The organism is Bacillus salipaludis, from assembly GCF_030938565.1.
Lineage (GTDB): Bacteria > Bacillota > Bacilli > Bacillales > Cytobacillaceae > Neobacillus > Neobacillus salipaludis_A.
The window spans coordinates 105,472-122,714 of record NZ_JAVGVR010000002.1; the positions used below are offsets into that span (position 1 = coordinate 105,472).

Genomic DNA, 17,243 nt, shown 5'->3' on the forward strand with positions numbered 1-17,243 from the left:
TATCTATTTAACTTGTTATACATAATATTGAGTATCTTTACCATCTCGATCAATATAATCGATAACAGGCCTGTTCGTTTTAAAATCGATATAAAGTGTACAACGCTTCTTGTCCTTTTGCCAGGAAAGATGAATTTCATCTTTGTTGGATTCTAATACCTTGAACTCCCCATTAAAGGCATCATAATCGTTTCTAAATCGAATAAGCTTTAATAATCTTTTGACCACTTCTTTTTCTAGAGATTTTTCAATCTCCATAAGACTATAGTTGTGACGGTTGATTTCTCTACCTTCTCCTGTTTCTCTAACTCTTTCATAGTCGTTTTCCCCTGCTAATAGTCCTACATAATACACCTGAGGTATCCCTGGAGTAAAAAATTGAATCGCTCTCGCTGAAATATAGGCATCATCATCATTATTTAGTACGGAGTAGTATGAGCATCTGATTTGATGGACATCAAATCCATCCTCCGACTTATGCTCGTCTGACAAAATTAGACTTAGATTTGAACCTCTTTGGAGGCAAACATCCACTAATTTTCTTGTCTCTTTCGTGTCAATTAAATCATCCAAATCCGGCTTGACCGGAACACCGTCATGGCAGTCTAGCATCGTAAACTGCTTATGCGGGCGATTTTTAAGATAATGCAACAATTGTTCACTATTCTTATTGATTAATGTATCGAGCACCCGGTATGGCAGGATAAAATCATAAATCCAGCAGCCGTGCTCAGACAGCTTGTATTGGATGGAGTAGTGCGAATGAACTTCTGGAAGTAATTCAATGCCCAATGAATTGGCCAATTCAATAACCCAATCTAGGAATTCATAGATTTCCGGCTCGACGAAGAAGCAGTTTGTCCCCAGCTTTTTAATCACATAACCGACAGCATCCAGTCGTACAATTTTGACATTATTCTCCTTGAAATGCTTAAAGAAGTCCGTAAGCAGCTGCTTTACCTTTGGTGATTTGATGTCTAAATCAATTTGCTCGGATGGGTCCGTTTTACCAAACGTTGTCCAAACCTTCTCTTCCTCACCGGTTTCTTCGATGGTAAAAGTGGAATAAGGCAATGGTCGGCGCAAAAACATTTTATCCATATCTTTTTTTATGGGTTTACCGTCTTCCCAAAGCTTGTCAAGGGTGATAAAAAGGTCAACATATTCCGATTTACGGCCATTTTTAAGAAAATCCTGAAAGTACTCGGACTGTCTTGAAATATGGTTCACCATTAGATCCACTAATACATCAAAGTTTTCGCCAATCGCTCTGATGTCAGCCCAAGTCCCAAAGCTTTGTTCAATTTCCAAATAAGTCAGCGGAGCAAAACCCCGATCTCCAGAAGAGGGAAACGGCGGCAAAATATGTATACCACCTTTAAAAATATCCGAAAAATGCTCTACGAGAACATGGTTAAGTGTTTTTAAATCTCCTCCGAGTGAATCTGGATACGTAATAAGCTGTACTTGATTTTTTACTGTCACTTCTTACACCTCCTACAATTGATATAAATCTTTTATCTCCTCAAGCTTTGGTAAATTTACAATTGCACCTGTATGTTTTAATTTATAGGCACTGACTGCAAAACCTAAAGTTAAGGCTTCTCTGATGGTGGATCCTTTCACCAATGCTGTATAAAATCCTGACCAAAATGCGTCACCAGCACCCGTTGTATCGACGACCTCAGACGCAAAGGAATCCAACTGTATAATCTCTTTTCCATTCGAAACGAAGGCACCGTCTTTTCCTAATGTCATGATGACCAGTTTTGCCCCCAAGTAGAGAAAATTCTCAATCTGATTTTCAATGGTATCTTTACCGAATAATCTTTCTGCATCATCTTCAGACGGCTTGATGATATCCACCTTGCTAATTATTGATTTCACATACTCGAGCCCATCATGCCCCTTTTGCCAAATCATTGGATGATAATTGGGGTCGAAACCTACTAGAATTTGATTAGTTCTTGCTTTTTCTATGACTCTTTCAATCGTTTGACGACCCGGTTCCATTGATATGGGCCAGCATGAAAAATGAACAATCTTTGATTTAAGTAAGGCTTCTTCCAGTTGTGCAGTATATTCTAAATGGTAGTCAGCCCCTCTATAAAAGATAGGAATAGGAGTTGATTTACTCTTTGTAATCACTACCATACTTGTAGAGTAATCCACCTGCTGTACAAAGCTCGTATCGATATCAGCTTCAAATAATTTCTTGATTAAAAAATTTCCAAAACCATCTTTTCCTACCGCTGAAGCAACAAGAGACTGAATTCCTAATTTCCTAACGTTCATAGCAATATTTGAAGGGGAGCCCCCGAAAAATTTATGATAAGTATCTCCGTCAAAATTGTCGCCATATTCAGCTGAGATCATATCAATGAGAATTTCTCCGACTGTTAAGATGTCATTCCTTTTGTTTTGAAATTCGATTTTACTATTCAACTCAAGCATCATATGCCTCCAAATTCATTTATCGGCCATATTGGCAACCTGTCATTGTTAAAGCTTTTTGATCCAACGTCCTGCCATTTCAATCCAATTAGATACATCAGGTTGAAGGGTTTCATTATTATTCCTTGCCTTTGTTTCCTCTGTTCCAAGAGACAAGCCATGAATTCCCTTAGGAAAAATATGCATTTCCAAAGACACTTTATGCTTTAAAAGACTACCCGCTAACAAAAAACTATTTTCAACAGGAACAGCATCATCCAAATAGGTGTGCCACAGGAACGTTGGCGGAGTGTCGGAAGAGACGTGTTTTTCCAATGATACCTCATCAAGAAGCTCATTGTAGTTTTCTCCTAACAAAGCAACTAAAGAACCATTGTGTGCATATGGACCAGAAGTAATGACCGGATAACTTAAAAGAATTCCATTCGGCTTAATCTCTTCGTTTGAAATCCCTAACGTTTCTGAAAGAAAACTTCTATTCCAAAAAACCCCCAAACTAGCCGCTAAATGACCGCCAGCTGAAAATCCTCCAACAATAATCTTATCTCTGTCGATTTTCCATTTTTCAGCATTCTTTCTCATTAGAGCCACTACTATAGCCAGTTCTGTCAGTGCTGTCGGAAAAGTTGCCGGGCGCACACTATATCGAAGAACACAAGCATGAAAGCCCATCGCATTCATTCTAATTGCAATTGGTTCAGCTTCTCTGTCTGAAGTAAATACATACCCTCCACCAGGACATATAATGACCATCGGACGTGTTCGACTACTATCTATTTCTGGAGAATTATCCAAAATATACGTATATAATTTAGCTTCAGAATGCTCGGTACAGATATCGATTTTTTCATGGATCAATGTTTGACATCTCCTTCTTACTTGTTTAAAGTCATTGCCATCGCAGTAATATAAGTGCTTTTGGCACGTTCGCTGATGTCTGCATCTGGAACGATATGTTCGAATGCATGAAAACAACCGGGATATAAATGAAATTCTACCTCTACTCCTGCTTGTGCGAGGCGAGCTACATAGTCAATCGTTTCATCTCTAAAAGGATCTAGTTGACCGACACAAGTATAGGTCGGAGGAAGTCCTGCTAGATTATCCGCCCGAGTTGGGGCTGCATATGGAGATATTTCCTCATTGGAATGGCTGCCAAGATACATCTCCCAAGCTGCTATGTTATTTCCCCTGTACCACACCGCGAGTGGATCGGTAATTTCGTAACTGGAAAGTGTAATATTCCGATCATCAATCATCGGATATAAAGGCATTTGAAAACAAATAGCAGGCCCTTTTCGATCACGTGCCAATAATGACAAGGCAGCAGTTAATCCTCCCCCAGCACTTCCTCCACCGATTGCAACCCGGTTTAAATCGATATTCAATTCTTCAGCCAAGTTGGTCATCCACACTAATGCAGAATAGCAATCTTCTAAACCTGCTGGATATGGATTCTCAGGGGCAAGGCGATAATCTGGAGAAATGACGACACAATTGACGGCTAATACAAACCGTTCACAAAGGTTATCTTCACTGTTAGGATGGCCTAAGACGTAACCTCCACCATGGCACCAAAGAACTGCAGGCAATTTAGCCACATCCCTGCAATCAGGCTCGTAAATCTTAATCAACATTTCTTGCCCATCCCCACCGGAAATGAACCTTTCGGTGATTCGAACTAATTCGGAATTGCTTGTTGGGGGTGTAGGGATTAGTCTGGTAGCAGCCAAATCTTCAGGTAGCCGTAGAACCGGATTAAGCAGTAAAGTGTCTCTTAATTCTGGATTTACCCTGTTTAAAAAGTCCATATAATACCTCATAACAAAATTATTTTTAATTTCTTTCCCACCGTAAGTTCCCCTTTAGTTGTTTAGCCTAGGAGCTTACCAAGAAAAACAATGCAGATTTTCTCCTGCTAAAGCGCTTTCCCGGTTTCAATACCTATATGCTAAACGGTTAACATATATATGTCAACCGGTTTTCATATTTTTTAAAAAATTATTTACAACGAAAACTAGTAGGAGAATGGGGAAGTTGAAAATGCCACTGGTTGCACCAGTGGCATTTCTAAGTTTTTATAAAGATATCGGTTTGTATTAAAAAACGATAAAATTGTCAAATTTTAAAAAAAGAAATATATCTACGTGGTACATCGTTCAACCAATGAGACCGGAAGCCGATTTACTAACTGCACTTCTTCCCCATTAATTTGCTTGGCCATCAGTTCAATAGTAAGTTCACACATTTTTTTTATTGGCTGACTTATCGTTGTAAGAGGTGGAGATATTAAAGACGCAATCCCCACATCATCATATCCGACGATTTTAATTTCTTCCGGGATTTTCTTTTTTAACTGATAGCACGCCTGAATGACCTTTGCTGCAATGGTATCGCTACTAGCGAACACACCATCAATATCAGAATGTTCCTGAAGGATCTGAACAATTTCATGAACATTGCTGTCAGTATTCCCTGATTCCAACACTATAGCGAAGTGTTCAATTTCAGTGTTTTTTAATTCTTCCAAAAAGCCTTGGTACCTAGCACTGGCAAGCAAAGCATTATGGTGGGGTACACCAATTCCACCATAAAAATAAGCCAGTTTTCGGCATTCTTTTTGGATTAATAACTTGGTTGCAAGTTGGCCTCCCCCAAAATTATCAGAAGAAACAATAGGGATATTTTCAGCTAAAATTCGATCAAACGAGATAATAGGCAAATTCAGATTAAGGTAGTCTTCCACGTCCAATACATGACTGCTCATAATAATCCCGTCCACTTGATTTTTCTTTAACATCTCAATATATTTTCTTTCTTTCGATACATCCCCATTTGAATTACAAAGCAACAATTTATACCCTTTTTGGTAAGCATAGTCCTCTAGACTATAGGTAAGCTCACTAAAAAAAGGATGTGAAACTCTAGGCACAATGAGTCCAATAATATTTGATTTTCCTCTAAATAAAGAACGAGCCAGTTCATTAGGCTGATAATTTAGTTCCTTCATAGCCTGGTATACCTTTTCCCTCATGGCTTGACTAATATACCCCCGATTATTAAGCACACGGGAAACTGTTGTAACAGAAACACCTGCTCTTTCTGCCACATCGGTAATTTTTGCCATAAACTGTCCACCAACTTTTTAACTTAATTATACCATATTTATGAAAAATTCAATTTCTCTATGTTCTTACCCACATTAAACCAAATAATTGATATCTCCAGAATCATTCTAGTATATTGCCAAATGTTCATTTTAATTTCCACGTTGAATGTTGTTAGTAAAATTTAGGTTTTCAAAAGTTCTTAAATTAATACTATTCTTCTTAACTTTAATACTTAATAGAACAGGAAAATTATCACAAAGAAAAAGACACCCTTAGAAGGATGCCTAAATTGTTTGTTCATATTCTCCGATGATTTTATAGAATGAGTTCTTTTTTAACTCTAACAAGGTCTTGTATGGGTTCTGGTGCAAAGATAAAATAAAAGAGAATAAAGCACATATTTTCCTAGCAGAATCGTATCCTATGACGTAAGCCCAAACAATTGATGGATGAATTCTTTCTGATTTTGGACAGACTGATCCCGTAAATCAATCTGTTCTTTTTTAATGATATGCATGGCTTCTACTCCTGAAAGAATGGATGTAGCTGTGTCAAAAGACTTGAACCCTAACATAGGAAGGACTCGCCTCTTAATGAATCGATGATCCTGTTCCACGATGTTGTTCAGATATTTTACTTGCCTTATTTGGATGCCTTCCGGCATCTTTTTTTCGTTTTTTAACTGTTGAATCGCTACTGGATAAGCTGGATTTTTATCTACTGTTATGACACGAGGTCTGGCAACATACGAAAAAGCCAAGGCGTTTTTCAAGAAGCGCTTGGCTGATTTGGCATCTCTCGTTTTACTAAGGAAAAAATCAATGGTATTTCCATCTGAATCGACTGCACGATACAGGTACATCTATTGTCCTTTTACTTTTATGTACGTTTCGTCCACTCTCCATGAATCATTGGTTTGTTGGAGGTGACGTCGGATTCTCTTATCCAACTCAGGACCATATTGATGTACCCAACGCATAATGGTTGTGTGAGCAATGAATAAGCCTCGTTCCTCCATCATTTCCACCAAATCACGAAAACTTAGGTTGTATCGTAGATACCATCTTACCATTAATAAAATAATATCAGGCTGATAGTGCTTCCATTTGAACAAGTTGTCCTTTTCCATACCAATCACACACCTTTTGTAGAGTAATAGTATCAGTATGTCCAAGTTTACTAGACTTCTTGCACCAGAACCGGTCTGTACCCCTTATAGGGGTCACCATACATGCCCATCAACTTAAGAAATTCATTGTTCCCTTAAACGAAAAAAATGAGCTGAATTGTTATAAATAATTGTGGCAAGATAAAGTTTTCGTTTTGGGGACTTCAAAATATTAGTTTGATGGACATTGATGCTATCCCTAGGAGGAATGAGCTTTTTGTTTTACTACTGATAATGATACGTTATGTTAACCAAGCATGAATTCGATATACATCCATTTTTTACAGAAATTGTTTATTCTCAATGGTAAAATACGTAGGGGAGGAGTGTTATTATGGAGAAACATCGTTTTAGAAATCTATTTTTCTGTTTTGTTATTGGGGTACAACCAACATTTTGACATAAAACCCACGCTAATACATTTTTTGGAAACAAAAAGCCATTTTCTCCTACGCTAAGGGAAAATGGCTTCTTTTTATCTTGTTTGTTTTATTCTAAAAATCGATTCATTTTCGTACAGAATTGCTTGTTTAACTAACGCACCCTTTAGTTTAAGTGAAACCCTTCACAAACTAGCCCTTTAGAATGGTTATGTTTAATAATTAAGTTTTTTAATCCCACCATCGAACCAAAGGATTCTGTTTTAAAGTAGATCAATGGATGGTATAAAAATAGATGCACATAAGAGACATTTGTTGAAAAAAGCCTGGACTGTTGTCGGTCAAGTATCTTTTTTAGCCTTAATATTCACTTTTGCCTGTTTTTCTAGTTTCTCCGTGAGTTTTTCATCTAGTAATTTATTAATATCACCTTCATAGCTTGTTCCAATATTTAATTTACCTGATAAATCTTTAATTCCTAATTGACCAAAATTATTTGCGTAATCTAAATGTTCAATAACAATTTTATCGACCTGTAAATGTTCAACAATAATATTCGGATTTGAATTTTTATTAACAGATTCAGCATCTACTTGATTTTCATTTAGAGTCTTAGCTTTGGTAAGAGAAGCTTCAAGGACAGAAATCCTTTTTTCTAAATTCCAAAATTTTTTGGGTAAAAGTTCTTTTAGAGATGAAATTACGAAAAAGAAAACGCATATGAAGTTCCTCTATTCAGGTTTGAATTAATCGAAGGTAATAGGGATATTTTCGACAACTTCTCGATTAAAAAGTTTGGAAAAAATATTAAAACACCATTACGGATTTAGGATTTTTTTATCCACTTACATAAATCCACCTCGACTAAAATCTTCACTATTCTCATCTTATTTTTCCTTTTCAAAAACATGCAAAAAAAATCGACGGCTATATGATTTCTGTTACGTCGATTTGGGTAATATATTGAAAATCAATTTTTTCGAGAGTTTAATTTGAAGTATCCCATCAAGTAGTTCACCATTGCATTCTTCTTTCTAACTATCGCCCGAAAGGGGATGTTATACGTTTCTTCAGGGTGCGGAATATGTGCGACGATTAGTTTGTTCCAAGGTAATAGTAAAACTTTGTTATTAACTTTCTAAAGCTAAAATTGGCTCGATATTGGGATGGAAGGGTTGGCTATTTGGTCTTGATCTGTAACATCCGTATCACCGAACACATTAAAGGAGCATGAACTAGCAGGTGATAGGTCTCCTAGTGCTAATGTTGCTCCTATCCATTTTTGATTGGCGGTATGGCTATTTTGGACGGAAGGTCCTAATGAGATGTTTGCATTATTATTGACTGCATTTGTCTTGATATTAAAAACGTTTATCTGAAATGGCATTTTTTTCAGTCCCTTTATATTATTGGATTACTAAAGACATTCGATGGATTTGCGATATCTCCCATATCATTAACGTCCGGGTCAATAAATACGTTTTCCATTGCTGCACTCGGCGGTGCAAAATCTCCATATGAGGCATTTTGGCCCTGAGATTTAGTATTGGCCGTATGGGCGTTATGAAGAACTTCACCGATGTTGACAGATCCGGTGTTAGAAACACTGTTTATTTTCATGCTGAAAATGTTTATCACAGTCTGCTGCATCCTGTCACATCCTTTTTATTGATATCACATTCATACTATGCAAGCAATTGCCTATTCGTTATTAAAACTATGCTTATTTGCGAATGCCTTATTATTAAACTAACCTGCCCCGTACTTGAAGAAGGAATAAGTTATGGAATTAATTTTTAATTTAAATATGGAGATTTAAATTCTTCAATGTATAATCCAGTATCTTCGATTTTTTGACGAACGTTCAGTGAATCCATATTTGTTCCAATGTACATATAATAATCGTATCCGAAGTGAACAAAAAACTTGTTTTTGTAACTTAATTTACACCAAATAACATTTCGTAATGTTAATTTTGCTAACTCTTTAATTTCCTGCGTACTTACGGATTTACCCACCCACATTTTTGTCAAAAAGGGAGAAGCATTTTGGTTCTGAACCTCATCAGACCATATTTCTAAGTCATTTAAATAAAGTTTTTTAATGCCTAATTCATCCATAAAAGTAGTGATGGCATTTATGTAGTTTGATTCTGTTCTCAAATAATCTTCTTCGCTAACCTTAGTTCCTACCTCTGAAAAACATGTCCATTCCTCATTATCCAGATAAGAACCTTCTTCATCTCTATTTTTCGGGTTATATTTTGTTATTCTCCAAGAAAACAATTGGTTACACTCCTGCTTTTTTTATTTTTATTATAAAGGTGTTTTGAGATTATGAGATAATTTCCTATTCAATTAACCTGCCCCGTTAGCACAATAAGAAATAGCTGTCGCAACGACAGCCCTGTTCTTTAACTCTTGCACCCGTTTGTTTAAGTGCATTTCTTCACAATGTTAGAAGATAAAGTTATGTCGTCTTATATGAAAATCCATCCTAATTTACTATTTTTTAACTATTTTTAATAGTAAAACTCCCCGAAAACACTTATAATATATCCAGACACCTAATTAGGACAGTTACAAAATTTTTGTAATTATAGAGGAGGTAAATAAAATGCAAACATCTAAAAAAATTACTGTAGAAACAACAGTTCAAGCACCATTAGAAAAGGTCTGGAAGTATTGGACAGAGCCAAATCATATAACAAAATGGAACAATCCTTCAGATGATTGGTACACACCATTTGCTGAAAATGATCTAAGAACAGGTGGGAAATTCATTTCAAGAATGGAAGCCAAAGATGGCAGTGCTGGTTTCGATTTTGGTGGAATCTATGATGAAGTAAAATTACATGAGGTTATTGCTTATACCATAGGTGATGGAAGAAAAGTAAAAATCACTTTTAAAGGTAAAGAAACCGAAACCGAAGTAATTGAAACTTTTGATCCTGAAACTACACATCCGATTGAGTTTCAACAACAAGGATGGCAGGCGATTTTAAATAATTTTAAAAAATATGTTGAGCAAACAAACGATTAAAAAAGCTACTTCAGTTATTAATTTTATAAGTCATTAAATTCCATTAGTGGAGGTATCTGTAGATATAAAATAACTACAGATATCGCCATTTTTTATTTTTTCCTATTGTACTAACCACTTTAGTTGAACAACAAAAAAACCGCCAATTATGGCAGCCCAATCTTCAAGTAACGCACCCGTTTGTTTAAGTGAATTGTTTCACAAATGATAAACAAAACCTTAATTAGAAAAGGCGATACAACATAAAAGTATCGCCAGTCTTTTTCTCCTCATTCATTAAAAAGGTTTCATACAGTAATAACAACTTTCACTTTATCAATGAACGGTTTTACCTTTTATCGTATCAAAACCCATTATGTCAAGTCGTACTTCCGACCCCTCTCTTTTTTGCAGTAATGGCAGCTAATGCAGATTCGTTGAAACCTTTAACAATGAGCCATACCGCTAGAATCATTTCATTAGCTGCAACTGGCACAGACAAAATCGCACCCCAAACTGAAACTTGTTGAATGACGCCAAACATTTCTAATAAGGCTGCAATAAATACAAGAGTTGCACCTGTCATACCCAAGATGGGGATAAAACTTGGTACAAGCTTTGATTTAAAAAATATATAACTGTACATCATGGTATTGATTCCGAGCATGAAATTGGGACCAAGTAAAAATGACCAGTCATGTACTGCTTTTAATAAAATGCCTGAGGCTTGGAAAGAGGCGATATTCGGAAAACCTGTTGCTGCATATTCCCTGCTTAAGGTCAATAGTGACAGTACGCTTATTACACCAACTGTAATGATAATCGCTTCAAGAAATCTGAAACAAAGATGCCAAAGAGCAATCGTTTCATTATACTTTCTTAAAAATGGAAACATGGTAGTGGCAGTACCAACCGCTGAAACCACCAGAATTAGCTCCATAATCGCTCCCATTATTACCTGGTTAGTGTGTTCGGAACCTTTAATCAGGTAATTAGGATCCTTTAGGATAGGGTTGTATAAATTTAGACCAATGACTGCTGTAACGGCTGCGAGTATAAAAAATATCCCCACAACTTTTGCTGCTTTTTTATTTGAATTCATTTTTTATCCCCATTTCCTCATAAATTCAAAAACGGTGAAGCAATAAACGAACATAATAATTACTTTTTTGTGTTTTCCCCATAAAAGAATACCTCTTCCAGCGGTAAGTTAAAGGCGAGAGCAATGCGGAAGGCAAGTTCTAGAGATGGGGAGTAATTTCCTTTTTCAAGAGCCACGATGGTCTGTCTTGTTACGCCTGCCTTGTCAGCTAACTGCTGCTGTGTCATTTCGTTATGGTCAAATCGTAATCTTCTGATATGATTGCCGACAAGATTTTTTCCCATTATTAGACTCCTTTCCGATAGTGATAAAGTTTTGTCAAAGACCCGGTCACATCGGAAGTGAATCCCGAAATGATCAGGATGATAAACATCGCATGTGACGGCTGAGAGACGACCAGCGATCCCATTGCTAGTAGAAACCCGACGATAAATACGAAAAAAGAATTTCGGTTCGCTTTCAATTCAATTAACTTATCCAGTTCATCCGCAAATTTTGGCTCCTTCTCACCAGTCGTAAATCTAAAGAAAATATTAAATAAAATGCTGATAATGATGTGTGCCACTATTGAAAACAACATCAGGTTGAGGACGAATAAACCCCAATAGCGTAAGGTGGCAAGCGAGACAAGCTCTCCTTCAGGGTGTCCCGGGTACATGTATAAGCAATAAGTACCAAAAATGAGAATCGTACTGATTAGTGATATGATGCTTTTCTTTTCTTGATACGTCATGGTTTCCCCCTTGTATTTTCTATTTTCCTTCGGTAAAACCTGTTATACATAATGTAATGCAAACTTTACATAAAGTAAAGTATAAATTACAAAAAACCAAATATCTTTAATTGGCACTGTACCGACATGTTCGAAAACCAATTGACAGGGGATGTCATGCTTATTCAACAAACCTGCCCCGTTACTTTAAGTGCACTTCTTCACAATCTCTTATCTATCTTAACATAAATATCCAATCGATTTTCTAAATATAAGCACCAAAAACGAACGTTTTAGGGAAAACTTTCCCTATCTATAATTCACATGATTTATGTTGTTTTCTTATACCTAAACCCTTCCCTTTATCATCTTCCCTTAAATTGACTTACTACCCGTATTAGGGAATAATTATTCCTGAGGAGGGAATTAAATGGGGAAAATTTTTGGATATGCTCGTGTTTCTACTCAAGATCAAAATTTAGATCTTCAAATTGACGCTTTAGAGAAAGTAGGCGCAGCCGTTATTTACCAAGAGAAAATGACTGGAACGAAAAAGGAACGCCCAGAATTAGAGCAACTCCTAAAGGCTATAAGTAAAGGCGATTCTGTGGTCGTTTATAAGTTGGACCGTATTTCAAGGTCTACAAAGCACCTAATTGAGTTAGCTGAAACCTTTGAAGAAAAAAAGGTCAATTTTATTTCCATACAGGATAGTATTGATACATCCACAGCTATGGGACGGTTTTTCTTTCGAACAATGGCGAGTATTGCTGAATTAGAGCGAGATATTATCAGTGAGCGAACAAAATCAGGTTTACAATCTGCAAGAATGAGAGGTCGAAACGGAGGAAGACCTTCCAAAGACCCTAAATTGGTGGAACGGGCTTTAAAACTACATTCTTCTAATCAATATAGCATCAAAGAAATTACGGATATGACAGGTGTAAGTAAATCAGTGTTATATCGAGCTTTGGAAAAAATTTAAACCTTGGGGTTGGAATAGGAGGGATTTTCCTTTGTACCTAAGAGCAAGAGAACTACTTACACCTGATCAAAGAAAGGATTTCTTGACAATCCCTTCTACTTTAAGCAATTGGGAATTAGCATACTACTATACCCTTACACATGATGATATTGAGGTAATAAGACGTAGAAGAAGAGATTATAATCGATTGGGTTTCGCTATTCAAATCTGTCTTTTTCGTTATCCTGGTTGGTCTCTTTCAGATATTAAGAACATTCCTAATAAGGTGATAAATTATGTTGCTAAACAGTTACAAATAGATCCAAGTGAATTTAAGCTATATTCTGAACGAGAGCAAACGAAACATGAACATATGGAAGAAATACGAAAACATTATGGTTTTAATAATTTTTCTGCCCAGTCATATCGAGTTATTTCACAGGCATTACTGCCCCATGCAAATGAAAATGGAAATGCCATGTTCCTAATAAGGATAACTTTAGAAGAAATGCGTAAGCGAAAAATCATCTTGCCTGCTATGACAACGATTGAAAGGTTAGTATGGGAAACAAGGCGAAGGGCAGAGGGAAAAGTATACAATTCACTCTTTAAACCGTTATCTCATTGGCAAAAACAGCAATTGGAGAAATTAATTGATCCCCCTTCAGATAAATCAAAAACTAAAGCTTGGATGGCTTAGAGAAATACCAGGTCAATCATCACCTGATGCTTTTTTGAAAGTAATTGAAAGATTAGATTATGTCCGTTTATTAAATCTTTCTATAGGGTCCGAACATATTCATTCGAATAGACTGCTTCAGCTTGCTAGGCTAGGTGCCCGATATGACCCTCATTCTTTTCGAAGATTTAATGAGAAGAAAAGGTACGCGATTCTTGTAGCTCATCTATTAACTCTTAGACAGGATTTAATCGATCAAGCTATTGAAATCCATGACCGCCAAATTATGATCTTACAGTCAAAGGGAAGAAAAGCACAAGAGGAACTACAAAAGCAGAATGGGAAATCTATCAATGAAAAAATATTGCACTTTGCAGATATTGGAGAAGCTTTAGTAAAAGCACGAAATGAAAGACTAGATCCATTTGAAGTATTAGATAAAATAATGCCGTGGGAAAAAATCGTTGATTCTATAGAAGAAGCAAAACGTTTAGCTCGCCCAATGGATTACGATTACTTAGATTTGTTGGTTACCCGGTTTACCTATCTTAGAAAGTATACACCCTTACTGCTTAGTAAATTGGAATTCCAACCAACACAGGCTGCTGAACCTTTATTACGTGCTCTAAATGTTCTACGTGAAATGAATGAAAATAGGAAACGCCACATTCCCGATGGAGCACCATTAGATTTTGTGCCAAATAGATGGAAAAAACATGTGTATGATGAGGATGGTAATATTAATCGCAAGTATTATGAATTAGCAGCATTAACCGAATTAAAAAACCATATTCGTTCCGGAGATATATGGATTGTCGGAAGCAGATTACATAAGGATTTTGAGGAATACTTAGTTTCCAGAGACGATTGGGAAGGAACTAAAACTACAGGTAATAGGTTAGCTGTTAGTATGTCCGCCAATGAATATTTAATAGAGAGGAGTGCATCTTTAAATGAAAGATTAGATTATATCTTGAAAAACCTAGATTCTCTTGAGGGAATAAGTATTGACAAGTCAAGGATACGACTTGACCGTTTAGAGAAAGATACACCTGAAGAAGCAAAATCTCTTAGCCAAACTTTATATAACATGTTACCTCGGGTAAAACTTACTGACTTATTGATTGAAGTTTCCAATTGGACAGGATTTGATGAACACCTTACTCATGCATCTAATAATCGTTCTCCTAAGGGTGAAGAAAAATCTATTGTAATGGCTGCGATTATGTCCATGGGGACCAATATCGGGCTTACCAAAATGGCTGAAGCAACACCAGGAATCACCTATCACCAGTTGGCTAATGCAGTCCAGTGGCGATTACATGAGGATTCTTTGAGTAAAGCTCAAGCAACTTTGGTAAATTTTCAACATCACCTTTCTTTATCAAAACGTTGGGGAGATGGGAGCACTTCTTCTTCGGATGGCATGCGTGTACAAGTTGGCGTTTCTTCTCTTCATGCTGATGCTAACCCACATTACGGAACAGGGAAAGGCACTACTATCTATAGATTTACCAGCGATCAATTTTCTTCCTTTTATACAAAAGTTATTAACACAAACGCTCGGGATGCCGTTCATGTTATAGATGGGCTTCTTCACCATGAATCAGAATTATCTATTGAAGAGCATTATACAGATACGGCTGGTTATACAGATCAAGTCTTTGGGTTAAGTCATATATTAGGTTTTCGTTTTGCTCCTAGAATGCGAGATCTATCAGACTCTAAGCTTTATGTTATGAATAAATCTAACGATTATTCAAAGATTGAAGGAATTCTACGAGGAAAAATTAACATTGGGGTTATTCAAGATAACTATGATGATGTCTTACGATTAGCACATTCCATACGAGAAGGGAAAGTATCAGCTTCTCTTATTTTAGGAAAGTTAGGGTCCTATTCCCGTCAAAATAAAATGGCAACAGCATTGCGTGAAATGGGCAGAATTGAAAAAACAATCTTTATATTAGACTATATTTCTAACGAAACATTACGTCGGCGTATCCAAAGAGGATTAAATAAAGGAGAAGCCATGAATGGATTGGCTAGAGCCTTATTTTTTGGTAAACGTGGAGAATTACGGGAAAGAGGATTGCAAGATCAACTTCAACGGGCTAGTGCTTTAAATATTCTTATAAATGCTATTACAGTTTGGAATACAGTTTATCTCACAGAAGCTACAAAGATCCTAAAAGCAAAAGGATTATTAAAAGAGGAGTTATTATCTCATATTTCCCCATTAGGTTGGGAACACATTAACTTACTAGGGGAATATACATTTGATTTGAAAAAGGTACCTAACTCAAATAAATTGCGTCCTTTAAAGATATAGAGATATAGCTGATTTTTCCTTAGCGTCGGAGAAATCAGTTTTTATTTTCCATTTATTGTATTAGCGTGGGTTATATGTCAAAATGTTGGCTGTACCCCTTATTCTCCTAATGTTAGTAGCTTGTCAAAAAGAATATAGCGGTAAGTTAGTACAGTGGGGTGATACTGCTAATAGTGTTGACACAACTAAACTAAAAAGAAATAACATTCCATATGAAATAAAAGACGGTAAATTGTATATTCCTAAAGATGCAGTAAGTGATGCTACATATTGCTGTACATAAGTAATGATGTAAGTCCCTTTCTAAATAAAGAGAAGGGATTGCAATAACTTCCGCTAACGATAATTATGTAAATGAGCTGATTTATTTTATTCTTTGCTTAGCGTGAGGTTTTTCTAAAATGCTGGCGATGCCCTTTGTACTCTGAATAATGGTTTTCCGGTTATGTCTGTTAACCGGAAAATTGAAATATCAAATCTATTTCCTAAAGTGACACTTGACTGGAAGCCCCTAATTTTTAGTTCGGTCACAATATATTCGGATTGGGTATTTATCCAGACTCGTACTTCTATGGGGAATTCTTTAGGAGTATTGATACCTCCATAGTGATTTTTATATTTGTATGCATTTCATCAATCATTCCCTTGACTCTTCATTTGTAGTACTGTATAGTACTAATATGAAAAAAAATACACTTAGTAATAAAGATATTGCTCTGCAATCCGCTTTTACATTGTTTCTTACTAAAGGTTTTCTGGCAACAAGCATGGACGACATAGTCGCACGTAGCAAAGTTTCAAAAACGAACATTTATTATTATTTTAAGAGCAAGGAGGAGCTGCTGCTCGCTATTGTTAATCAGTTGATAGCACATTACGAGCAGCGAATTAATTATATTGTGTCTCAAACTGAGCTAACCGTTCAGGAGAAATTAGAAGCGGTACTCCACATTTTAAGCGATACTATTGAACAAAATAACTACCTTGGCGGTTGTCCTTTCCTGACTCTGTATACACAGACGCCTATTGACGCGGTTGAAATTAGAGATAGAATCAAGAGTTTTTTTGAAAAACAGCTGCATGGTGTTGAATTGATTTTAGCCCAAGGGATTGCACGACAAGAACTAAAGGAAGAGCTGCCCGTTAAACAAACAGCTATGTTGATTGTCTCCTCTATTGAGGGTGCTCTCTTCTTGGCTCAAGCTTCTAACAACCAAGATATGATCAAAAATTTATTTCCTGCTTTAGCTTCCATGCTAAAGTAATATTTTTAGATATATTAGTACTAGTTAGTACTATAAAATAATAAAGGAGTGTTTTT

At 36.3% G+C, this 17,243-nt stretch carries 15 protein-coding genes and 2 pseudogenes; 5 read left to right on the forward strand and 12 right to left on the reverse strand.

The features are described 5' to 3' along the window. Positions 1-15: 15 nt before the first annotated feature. From gtfA to RCG21_RS31610, 9 genes and pseudogenes are all read right to left on the reverse strand, one after another. Entirely contained in the window at positions 16-1,485 is a 1,470-nt protein-coding gene (gtfA, locus tag RCG21_RS31570; protein WP_308914414.1) for a sucrose phosphorylase, read from the reverse strand. A gap of 12 nt (positions 1,486-1,497) precedes the next feature. Next, a complete protein-coding gene (locus RCG21_RS31575; RefSeq protein ID WP_308914415.1) occupies positions 1,498-2,454 on the reverse strand; it encodes a carbohydrate kinase family protein in 957 nt (318 codons plus the stop codon). A 48-nt stretch (positions 2,455-2,502) separates the two neighbouring features. After that, positions 2,503-3,312: an alpha/beta hydrolase gene (locus tag RCG21_RS31580; protein ID WP_308914416.1), complete on the reverse strand. Its 810-nt coding sequence runs from the start codon at positions 3,310-3,312 to the stop codon at positions 2,503-2,505. A gap of 17 nt (positions 3,313-3,329) precedes the next feature. Continuing rightward, positions 3,330-4,265 (reverse strand): alpha/beta hydrolase, encoded by a 936-nt coding sequence (locus RCG21_RS31585; RefSeq protein ID WP_308914417.1) that lies wholly within the window; start codon positions 4,263-4,265, stop codon positions 3,330-3,332. A gap of 332 nt (positions 4,266-4,597) precedes the next feature. Then, on the reverse strand, positions 4,598-5,581 hold the full coding sequence (locus RCG21_RS31590) for a LacI family DNA-binding transcriptional regulator (protein ID WP_308914418.1): 984 nt from the start codon (positions 5,579-5,581) through the stop codon (positions 4,598-4,600). Positions 5,582-5,985: 404 nt separating this feature from the next. Continuing rightward, a pseudogene (locus tag RCG21_RS31595) lies at positions 5,986-6,693 on the reverse strand (IS6 family transposase). Positions 6,694-8,256: 1,563 nt separating this feature from the next. Next, complete coding sequence (locus tag RCG21_RS31600; protein WP_308914419.1) at positions 8,257-8,499, reverse strand: spore germination protein; 243 nt, start codon at positions 8,497-8,499, stop codon at positions 8,257-8,259. A 14-nt stretch (positions 8,500-8,513) separates the two neighbouring features. Beyond that, a complete protein-coding gene (locus tag RCG21_RS31605) occupies positions 8,514-8,762 on the reverse strand; it encodes a spore germination protein (protein WP_308914420.1) in 249 nt (82 codons plus the stop codon). 146 nt (positions 8,763-8,908) lie between these two features. Then, on the reverse strand, positions 8,909-9,397 hold the full coding sequence (locus RCG21_RS31610) for a hypothetical protein (RefSeq protein WP_308914421.1): 489 nt from the start codon (positions 9,395-9,397) through the stop codon (positions 8,909-8,911). A gap of 331 nt (positions 9,398-9,728) precedes the next feature. Here RCG21_RS31610 and RCG21_RS31615 point away from each other — a divergent pair, with 331 nt between their 5' ends. Next, positions 9,729-10,154, forward strand: a complete 426-nt coding sequence (locus RCG21_RS31615) for an SRPBCC family protein (RefSeq protein ID WP_308914422.1) — start codon at positions 9,729-9,731, stop codon at positions 10,152-10,154. Between the two features lie 358 nt (positions 10,155-10,512). On the opposite strand, the gene RCG21_RS31620 is transcribed toward RCG21_RS31615, so the two are convergent. From RCG21_RS31620 to RCG21_RS31630, 3 genes are read right to left on the reverse strand one after another with little or no spacing between them, the layout of a single operon-like run. After that, on the reverse strand, positions 10,513-11,235 hold the full coding sequence (locus RCG21_RS31620) for a DUF4386 domain-containing protein (RefSeq protein ID WP_308914423.1): 723 nt from the start codon (positions 11,233-11,235) through the stop codon (positions 10,513-10,515). Between the two features lie 59 nt (positions 11,236-11,294). Further along, on the reverse strand, positions 11,295-11,519 hold the full coding sequence (locus RCG21_RS31625) for a helix-turn-helix transcriptional regulator (protein ID WP_308914424.1): 225 nt from the start codon (positions 11,517-11,519) through the stop codon (positions 11,295-11,297). Between the two features lie 2 nt (positions 11,520-11,521). Next, positions 11,522-11,968, reverse strand: a complete 447-nt coding sequence (locus tag RCG21_RS31630; protein ID WP_308914425.1) for a hypothetical protein — start codon at positions 11,966-11,968, stop codon at positions 11,522-11,524. Between the two features lie 409 nt (positions 11,969-12,377). Here RCG21_RS31630 and RCG21_RS31635 point away from each other — a divergent pair, with 409 nt between their 5' ends. The 4 genes and pseudogenes from RCG21_RS31635 (at position 12,378) to RCG21_RS31650 (ending at position 17,187) form a co-directional block, all read left to right on the forward strand. Continuing rightward, entirely contained in the window at positions 12,378-12,932 is a 555-nt protein-coding gene (locus RCG21_RS31635; RefSeq protein ID WP_308914426.1) for a recombinase family protein, read from the forward strand. A 31-nt stretch (positions 12,933-12,963) separates the two neighbouring features. Beyond that, positions 12,964-15,922: pseudogene (locus RCG21_RS31640) on the forward strand (Tn3 family transposase). Positions 15,923-16,004: 82 nt separating this feature from the next. Next, the gene (locus tag RCG21_RS31645) at positions 16,005-16,205 is read left to right on the forward strand and encodes a hypothetical protein (protein ID WP_308914427.1); all 201 of its coding nucleotides are present in this window, start codon (positions 16,005-16,007) and stop codon (positions 16,203-16,205) included. Positions 16,206-16,602: 397 nt separating this feature from the next. Continuing rightward, a complete protein-coding gene (locus RCG21_RS31650; RefSeq protein ID WP_028402269.1) occupies positions 16,603-17,187 on the forward strand; it encodes a TetR/AcrR family transcriptional regulator in 585 nt (194 codons plus the stop codon). Positions 17,188-17,243: the final 56 nt, after the last annotated feature.

Coding starts and splice junctions, on each gene's coding strand:
- RCG21_RS31575 (WP_308914415.1), bottom strand. CDS start 2,454: ATGCTTGAGTTGAATAGTAAAATCGAATTTCAAAACAAAAGGAATGAC.
- RCG21_RS31585 (WP_308914417.1), bottom strand. CDS start 4,265: ATGGACTTTTTAAACAGGGTAAATCCAGAATTAAGAGACACTTTACTG.
- RCG21_RS31590 (WP_308914418.1), bottom strand. CDS start 5,581: ATGGCAAAAATTACCGATGTGGCAGAAAGAGCAGGTGTTTCTGTTACA.
- RCG21_RS31600 (WP_308914419.1), bottom strand. CDS start 8,499: ATGCCATTTCAGATAAACGTTTTTAATATCAAGACAAATGCAGTCAAT.
- RCG21_RS31605 (WP_308914420.1), bottom strand. CDS start 8,762: ATGCAGCAGACTGTGATAAACATTTTCAGCATGAAAATAAACAGTGTT.
- RCG21_RS31615 (WP_308914422.1), top strand. CDS start 9,729: ATGCAAACATCTAAAAAAATTACTGTAGAAACAACAGTTCAAGCACCA.
- RCG21_RS31620 (WP_308914423.1), bottom strand. CDS start 11,235: ATGAATTCAAATAAAAAAGCAGCAAAAGTTGTGGGGATATTTTTTATA.
- RCG21_RS31625 (WP_308914424.1), bottom strand. CDS start 11,519: ATGGGAAAAAATCTTGTCGGCAATCATATCAGAAGATTACGATTTGAC.
- RCG21_RS31630 (WP_308914425.1), bottom strand. CDS start 11,968: ATGACGTATCAAGAAAAGAAAAGCATCATATCACTAATCAGTACGATT.
- RCG21_RS31635 (WP_308914426.1), top strand. CDS start 12,378: ATGGGGAAAATTTTTGGATATGCTCGTGTTTCTACTCAAGATCAAAAT.
- RCG21_RS31645 (WP_308914427.1), top strand. CDS start 16,005: ATGTTGGCTGTACCCCTTATTCTCCTAATGTTAGTAGCTTGTCAAAAA.
- RCG21_RS31650 (WP_028402269.1), top strand. CDS start 16,603: ATGAAAAAAAATACACTTAGTAATAAAGATATTGCTCTGCAATCCGCT.